Raw genomic sequence first — 7,136 nt, 5'->3', positions numbered from 1 at the left:
TTTGATTATTTATTTTTTCAAAAGCTAGTCTGCTAAATCTATAGGAGGATAGCAAAGAAGCACTTAAGTCTATGTCAAAAGTCGGATTTAGAGCAATGACTCCTTTCATATATGTATCAATTTTAAACACTCGTTTAAATTTAACTCCCTCAACCTTAAAGGAAATCAAATCACCATCTTGTAATTTTGTAGCCATTGCAAACTGTTGAGAACCACTCAAAACATCTTGGATTTCTCTCTCTTCTGCTATAGAATATTCAACTTTATAAGTATAAATCACTGCACCGTCATACACAGGAAGATCATCTATTTCATCCAGTGTGAAATCCCTTACACGCTCTTGCGGTAGTAATCTATATAGACACGACTTCTTTAAATCATTATCACTAAGAATTTGAAAACCTTTATCTTGTGGTAATTGATTGCTGTAATCTAGAAGATTTTCAGCATGTAGTCCTAAAGCATTGGCAATGTTATTTAATCCATCTACATCTGAAGGTTGCATGCCATCATTTAGAGACACACATTTATCTACATTGACATAGGTACCTTCTTTACAACTTTTATAGATAACACTTTGACCTTGAGCCACATCATCAAGCTGACAGATCAATGCAATACCTAAGGCATTTTTCGCAGGCGGTACACACAAAATATTTACGCCTGCATACTGTTCCAACAACGCTATTAGCCTTGCTATTTGCCCCGCTTTTGGATGCATATACACATCACTGCCTATAATCAATGATGTTGTGGTATTTGGGCCTATGAGACCATACATAGATTCAAGTTCTTCTTCTCCCACATTACTTTCCGCACTAAGGTACCCAATATCAAGATCTTCTAAAATATCTTCTATCTCTTTAGAAAGGTCTTTATCTTCCAATAAAGCATATGCCAATAGTGCAGCGACACCCTCTTCACTTCCTACTTCATATTTTATAAACTGTGTTATATTTGTTTGAAGTGTTGCGTCTCCTATAGGATGCATATAAACAAATTTAGGTTTTTTCTCTTCTAACGCTTTACGAATCAATGCTGTAGACTCTGCACTTTCACCCTGGAACCATACACCAAACGATATCACTACATCAGAGGCAGCCAAAGTATCTAAATCTCCTCTAAAAATATGATACCCGCTACTGCTGCCATACGCTTTTAAAAAATTCTGATACGCCTTTGCTTCGGGACATATCAAGCTCTTGCCATGTTTCTCTTTAAGGGATTGAAGAGCTAGTGCTTCTTCATTTGTAATATCTGCTGAAAAAACTATACTGTCAGTCTCTTTAAGACCTTTTATGGCTTCTTCAATATTCTCTTTTTGACTTTCATAATCGTTCTCCACTATTGTCTCTTCCTTGTACTGATCTTACCTTTACTTATATCTTGGACAATACTATAGATTGTCTCTCCTGTAAAATGCTTTTGATGATTGTATTAGAAAACCAATTAAAAAATCGAATACTGTGTATAAAAGTACCTTCATCATTTATACCTACAATAAAGTTATCTATTTTGTCTGCTCCACGCTTATTAAAATGTTACATTTGCTCACACTACTATTCTAACTTATGAAAATTATAATTTAATATACATTATTTTATCTATAACTATGTTACTATTTCTCCAAAATAAAGTTTAATAAGGGTTAACATGATTCATGAAAACGGAAAAGTAGTAGACATTGCAATTATTGGAGCAGGTCCTGGCGGTATGGCAGCTGCTATAGAAGCAAAACTAGCTGGTATTGAGAACATTGTTGTTATTGACAAGGCACCTCATCACAATGATATGATCCACAAGTTTTACAAAAAAGGTAAACGTGTAGATAAAGACTGGATGGGTACAAAGTTTGAATTTACTGGTAACGTTACATTTGAAGAGTGTTCAAAAGAAGAGTACATCGAACAAATGGATGAAAAACTAAAAGAAGCTGGTGTTCTTGACAAGTTTGAGTACAACCATGAGATCATCAGAGTTGAAAAAGGTGAAGATGGTCTTTTTTCAATTGTATTTGCCAATGATGCAGTAACTGAAGCTGTTGAAACAATGAAAGCTAGAAACGTTATCCTTTCAGTAGGTCGTATGGGTAAACCAAACAAGCCTAGATATAAATTCCCAAGAGAACTTAAAGATGTACTTAACTTCAACCTTTCTAAAGTACAAAATGGTGAGCATGTAATGGTTGTAGGTGGTGGTGACACTGCTGGTGAGTACGCTTATGGTTTAGTCGAGCTAGAAGGTATGGAAGATTGTGTTGTAACACTTAACTATAGACAAGCTGAGATCAAAAGAATGAACCCAATCAATACGGAGATGACGCTTAAGTATCTAGATAATGGAAAACTTTGTAATAAACTTGGTGTAGATGTTGAAAGCGTTGAGCCTTCACCAGCGGGTAAGATCCAAGTTAACTTTACTGATGGTACATCTGCAGAGTATGACAGAGCTGTTTATGCACTTGGTGGAACGACTCCTAAAGATATCCTTGTAAACTCTGGTGTTAAGACTGGTGAGTGGGATGTACCTGTATACAACGAAGAGACATTTGAAACAAATGTTGAAGGTCTTTACACGATTGGTGACGTTGTTACAGACCAAGGTAGTATTGCACTTGCATTCAACCATGCAGCATTCGCAGTAAATGATATCGCTTCTAAAATAAAATAAACTTCTATACCATGCTCAAAAAGAGCATGGTATGTTCCCAACTTTTACTTTTTCACTCAACAATAATCATTAAATAATATATAGAGATTGGTATTTTATGTTGTAGGATATAGAATCATATAGCATCTTCACATAAAAGAAGATACTATATATAAAGTAGTGGCTTTTACTCCGCCTTTTCTGTTTCAGCCTCAGCTGATTCAGCTGCAGCCTTTTCCGCCTCAATCTTGGCAGCTCTCTCTTGCTTTGTCGCTTCATCTACTTTTTTGACGACAATCGTCCAGTCTACTTCGTTAAATTTCAGTGAATTCATCAAATCATGTCCAGTAGCTTTAACTACATCTGCAGATTTTTGGATAGATGTGAAATCTCCTACTTCAAAAAGAAAAATTCCTACTTCCCCTACTTTTAGTCCCTGATCAATAAGCTCAACCATTCTATCATAGAAATCGTCTTTTAAATGTCTTAAATCATATCTTTTCATGGGCTCTCCTTATCTATCAACTTCACCGAATACGATATTGGTAGTACCAATGATCGTAACGACGTCTGCTATGTATGTCCCAACGAGAAGCTCTTGAAGAAGCCCTGTATGGAAGAAACTTGGTGCTCTACACTTAAGTCTATAAGCATATGGTTCACCCTCTGATTTAATATAAAAACCTAGTTCACCTTTTGGTGATTCAGTAGGAACATAGACTTCACCTTTTGGTGGTCTCATACCTTGAGTCACAAGTACAAAGTGTTGCATCAATGCATAGTTCTGTGTCATGATCTCTTCTTTTGGTGCTGAGATATACTGTGGTGCATGTGCCATAAGTTGAGGCTCTGTCTCTGCATACATAGGAATAAGCTGTCTGATAATTCGTGTAGATTGTCTGATCTCTTCCATATAGAGTCTATAGCGCCCATATGAGTCACATCTTTCACTCACAGGGATATCAAAATCAAGCTCTGAGTACAATTCATACGGCTCTTCTTTTCTGATGTCATACTGTACACCAGAACCTCTCAGCATAGGACCTGTACAACCCCAAGAAAGTGCATCTTCAGCAGAGATAACCCCCACATCTTCAAGACGCATTTTCCAGATACGGTTTTCTGTAAGTAGTGCTTCATACGTATGCTCTACTTCATAGTCAACTTTATCACAGAATGTAGCAATATTCTCTAACCAACCTTCAGGCAAGTCAAGTGGTACACCACCGATACGTACTGCAGAGTGAGTCAGTCTTGCACCACAATAGTCTTCCATGAGGTCCATTGCAAATTCACGCTCACGGAAAGCATAAAGGAATACAGACATCGCACCAACATCCAAGGCATGAGTTGCGATAAAGAATAGGTGTGAAATGACACGATTAAGTTCAAGTAACATTGTTCTAATGACTTGTGCACGTCTAGGTGCTTCTACACCGATAAGTTTCTCTACAGCCAATGCATATGCATAGTTGTTTGAAGTTGAAGCGATATAGTCAAGTCTATCTGTTGTTGGCAAGAATTCATTGTATGTCATGTTCTCAGCCATTTTTTCGATACCTCTGTGAAGGTAACCGATATCCGGGTAGGCTTTTACAACTTGCTCACCGTCAAGTTCAAGCACAAGTCTTAACTGACCGTGTGCTGAAGGGTGTTGAGGACCAAAGTTGATAACCATTGTGTTGTCGTCACGCTCAAAATTGAGGTTCTCAAAAAATGGCGTTAATTTATTAGCTACTTGCATTGGCTCCCCTATCTTCTTTCGTCTAATTTTTTAGACGCTTTTTTATTATAGTTCACTAAGAATGTTTCACTATATTCAACTGCTTGTTCTTTTTCACCTTCAGAAATATCTGCACCGAACGGTACTTCGTATCCTACTCTTGAGAAACGTTTTGTATCATGTCTGTCTACTTTTGCAGGATCTCTGTTTTCTGGTCCGATGATATCTCTGTACTCTTTTCCAAAGATCTTATCTACTTCATACCATGAAGCAAATTCATCTCCATGTAAAGGATATGTTTTAAGTAAAGGATGCCCTTCCCAATCATCTGGCATAATGATACGTTTAAGGAATGGATGGTTATTTACTTTGATACCGAACATATCGAACATTTCACGCTCTGCAAAGTTCGCAGAGTTGAAGAGAGATGTGATACTTTCGATTGCTTCACCCTTTTTAATGCGACATACTACTCTTACTCTTTTGGCTTCATTGACATTGAGAAGTTGATAAAAAAGTTCAAATTCTCCGTCTTTTGCCAAATAGTCTACAGCAGATTGCTCAGAACATTGTGTATATCCGCATTTTTCTTTCAGTGTTTTAAGTACAGCAAAATTATTTGTTGCATCTATATGTACAACAAGCTGTCCTAATTCTATATAAGACTCTTTTGCGTGTTCTCCCAATGCCTCAACTACTGAAGCGAAATGTGCATCTTCTACTTCAGATCTAGGTACACGAGGTGCAACCCAGAATCTATCTGTATAGTATGCTTTCCCCTGAACGTTATCTTTTGGTACATATTTTCTCATTAGATCAACCTCGCTCTTTTACCAGTTTGTGTCGTTAAGTCCTGCTTTGTATTTTTTTTCATGTCTGCTGACTCTTTACGAATCTTCTTCTGAAGCATCATAAGTGCATACTGAAGTGTTTCAGGTCTTGGTGCACATCCTGGAAGATAGATGTCAACAGGGATGATACGGTCAACCCCTTGTACTGTTGCATACGTGTTAAACATACCACCAGTATTTGCACATGACCCCATAGATATCACCCATTTAGGCTCTGTCATCTGGTCATACAGTCTTCTGGCAAACTCAGAGTGCTTTTTAGAAAGTGTTCCTGCCAAGATCATCACATCAGCCTGTCTTGGAGAAGCTCTAAAGATCGTTCCCATTCTATCGAAGTCATAACGGGATGCTCCCGATGCCATCATTTCGATCGCACAACATGCGAGTCCATAAGTAAGCGGCCAAAGCGAGTTCGAACGCCCCCAGTTTACGAGTTTATCTACCGAAGTCAATGCTATCGGTAAGCCAGCAGAACTGGCATAGTTTACTTGATGCTGTGCCATTCAAGTGCTCCTTTTTTCCATGCGTATACGAAACCAATCGTAAGTAGTAATATAAATAGTATCATCTCAGCAAAACCAAACCAACCAAGCAATTTAAAGTCAATTGCCCAAGGGAACATAAAGATAATCTCAACATCAAACAAGATAAACAAAAGTGCAATCAGGTAAAACTGTGCAGAAATGGTATTCGGTTGCTTAGTTACCTCTGGTCCACATTCGTATATACTTAATTTAAGTCTTTCCGTATCAAGCCGTGCAAATTTTCTACTAACAAAACGTGCAGCCCATAGTGTCGCTGGGAACGCCACGGCTGTCAACGCAAATAAAACAAATACACCGAAATATGGATGTTCTGTAATTACATGAGTCATTTTAATCCCTTTATTTTCATAATTCTCTTTGAAAAGAAGCAAAGCTCATTTTCAATTCCTCTCACTGAAGTTCACCTTTGAATCAAGTTTTCACTTGCTTTTTCCAGTAGAGAGATTCATTTAGAATATTAGCTTCATATTATCTGAAAGATGATTAAAAGATTTTGGAGACTTACTCCTTTATGTGATTACTTTTTAGGATGTAACTAGATGTAACTATGTGATACAAAGAAAATGGTGATACAATATCAATTGAAATTATAATAACTATAAGGGTTTATAGAGTGAATCTTCTTAAAAACTATATAAATATACTGTACTGGATAGCCATGGCAGGCTTACTCTTTTGGTTCGCCTATTCTAAAGGATGGATACTTGCCAATTTTGAATCTATCGATGCTAAACAAGCCATACATTTACTGGAAAATGATGATAATGTAACACTGCTTGATGTGAGGACTATACAGGAGTATAAAAGTGGGCATCTCAGGGGTGCGACTCTTATTCCCGTACAGGCGCTCAGTAAAAACCTCGGTATGCTCAAACAGGATAAAGACAAAAAGATTATCGTCTATTGCAGAACAGGAAGCAGAAGCGTATCCGCATCCCGTATATTGGAAGAGAATGGATTTACGCCGCTTAATGTCAAAGGAGGGATCATCCAATTGATAGGAGCGGGCGTAGATTTAGTCAAATAGTACTACTATCCGTCTACCTACTGTAATTATAAAACTTTTTAATCCTTTTATATCTTTTTAACAATGTGACTTAGTTAATACTTTAATAGAATTTTCATTAGAATCTTTAAAATTATTTAGTTGTTCATCAAACTCTTTAGGAAGCTTTATTTCTTTCACTTCAGGAGACTTTTCAAGTATAAATATCATTGCTAATATATAAGATTCTATCCTAGATATTGTAATAGGGGATATAGTTTCACATATTTCTAATTTATTTAAATTTTTTAATGACATTTCTAGTGTGTTATTTATTGAATTCTTATGAAATAATGGACTTCTCGCTTTTATAAACTCTTCTG

Annotated in this window: 8 protein-coding genes and 1 pseudogene; 2 read left to right on the top strand and 7 right to left on the bottom strand. The window is 36.8% G+C overall.

The window, feature by feature from the left end:
• Positions 1-1,345 (bottom strand): annotated as a pseudogene (locus tag ABZC96_RS07060) (ferredoxin); the annotation flags it as partial.
• A 308-nt stretch (positions 1,346-1,653) separates the two neighbouring features.
• Here ABZC96_RS07060 and ABZC96_RS07055 point away from each other — a divergent pair.
• Positions 1,654-2,670: an NAD(P)-binding domain-containing protein gene (locus ABZC96_RS07055; RefSeq protein WP_373030062.1), complete on the top strand. Its 1,017-nt coding sequence runs from the start codon at positions 1,654-1,656 to the stop codon at positions 2,668-2,670.
• 166 nt (positions 2,671-2,836) lie between these two features.
• On the opposite strand, the gene ABZC96_RS07050 is transcribed toward ABZC96_RS07055, so the two are convergent.
• From ABZC96_RS07050 to ABZC96_RS07030, 5 genes are read right to left on the bottom strand one after another with little or no spacing between them, the layout of a single operon-like run.
• A complete protein-coding gene (locus tag ABZC96_RS07050) occupies positions 2,837-3,154 on the bottom strand; it encodes an NADH-ubiquinone oxidoreductase subunit E family protein (RefSeq protein WP_373030060.1) in 318 nt (105 codons plus the stop codon).
• A 9-nt stretch (positions 3,155-3,163) separates the two neighbouring features.
• The gene (gene nuoD, locus ABZC96_RS07045) at positions 3,164-4,393 is read right to left on the bottom strand and encodes an NADH dehydrogenase (quinone) subunit D (protein WP_373030058.1); all 1,230 of its coding nucleotides are present in this window, start codon (positions 4,391-4,393) and stop codon (positions 3,164-3,166) included.
• A gap of 8 nt (positions 4,394-4,401) precedes the next feature.
• The gene (locus ABZC96_RS07040; RefSeq protein ID WP_373030056.1) at positions 4,402-5,184 is read right to left on the bottom strand and encodes an NADH-quinone oxidoreductase subunit C; all 783 of its coding nucleotides are present in this window, start codon (positions 5,182-5,184) and stop codon (positions 4,402-4,404) included.
• On the bottom strand, positions 5,184-5,726 hold the full coding sequence (locus ABZC96_RS07035; RefSeq protein WP_373030054.1) for an NADH-quinone oxidoreductase subunit B family protein: 543 nt from the start codon (positions 5,724-5,726) through the stop codon (positions 5,184-5,186). The genes ABZC96_RS07040 and ABZC96_RS07035 overlap by 1 nt, the downstream gene beginning before the upstream one ends.
• Complete coding sequence (locus ABZC96_RS07030) at positions 5,708-6,097, bottom strand: NAD(P)H-quinone oxidoreductase subunit 3 (protein ID WP_223891825.1); 390 nt, start codon at positions 6,095-6,097, stop codon at positions 5,708-5,710. Before ABZC96_RS07030 ends, ABZC96_RS07035 begins: the two co-directional genes overlap by 19 nt.
• Before the next feature lie 284 nt (positions 6,098-6,381).
• Between ABZC96_RS07030 and ABZC96_RS07025 the strand changes: the two genes are divergently transcribed.
• Positions 6,382-6,795, top strand: a complete 414-nt coding sequence (locus tag ABZC96_RS07025; protein WP_373030053.1) for a rhodanese-like domain-containing protein — start codon at positions 6,382-6,384, stop codon at positions 6,793-6,795.
• Between the two features lie 57 nt (positions 6,796-6,852).
• On the opposite strand, the gene ABZC96_RS07020 is transcribed toward ABZC96_RS07025, so the two are convergent.
• On the bottom strand, positions 6,853-7,136 hold a 284-nt coding region (locus ABZC96_RS07020; RefSeq protein WP_373030052.1), incomplete at its 5' end, for a hypothetical protein.

Source organism: Sulfurovum sp., from assembly GCF_041551015.1.
GTDB lineage: Bacteria > Campylobacterota > Campylobacteria > Campylobacterales > Sulfurovaceae > Sulfurovum.
This window is presented reverse-complemented; position numbering and strand designations above follow the sequence as displayed.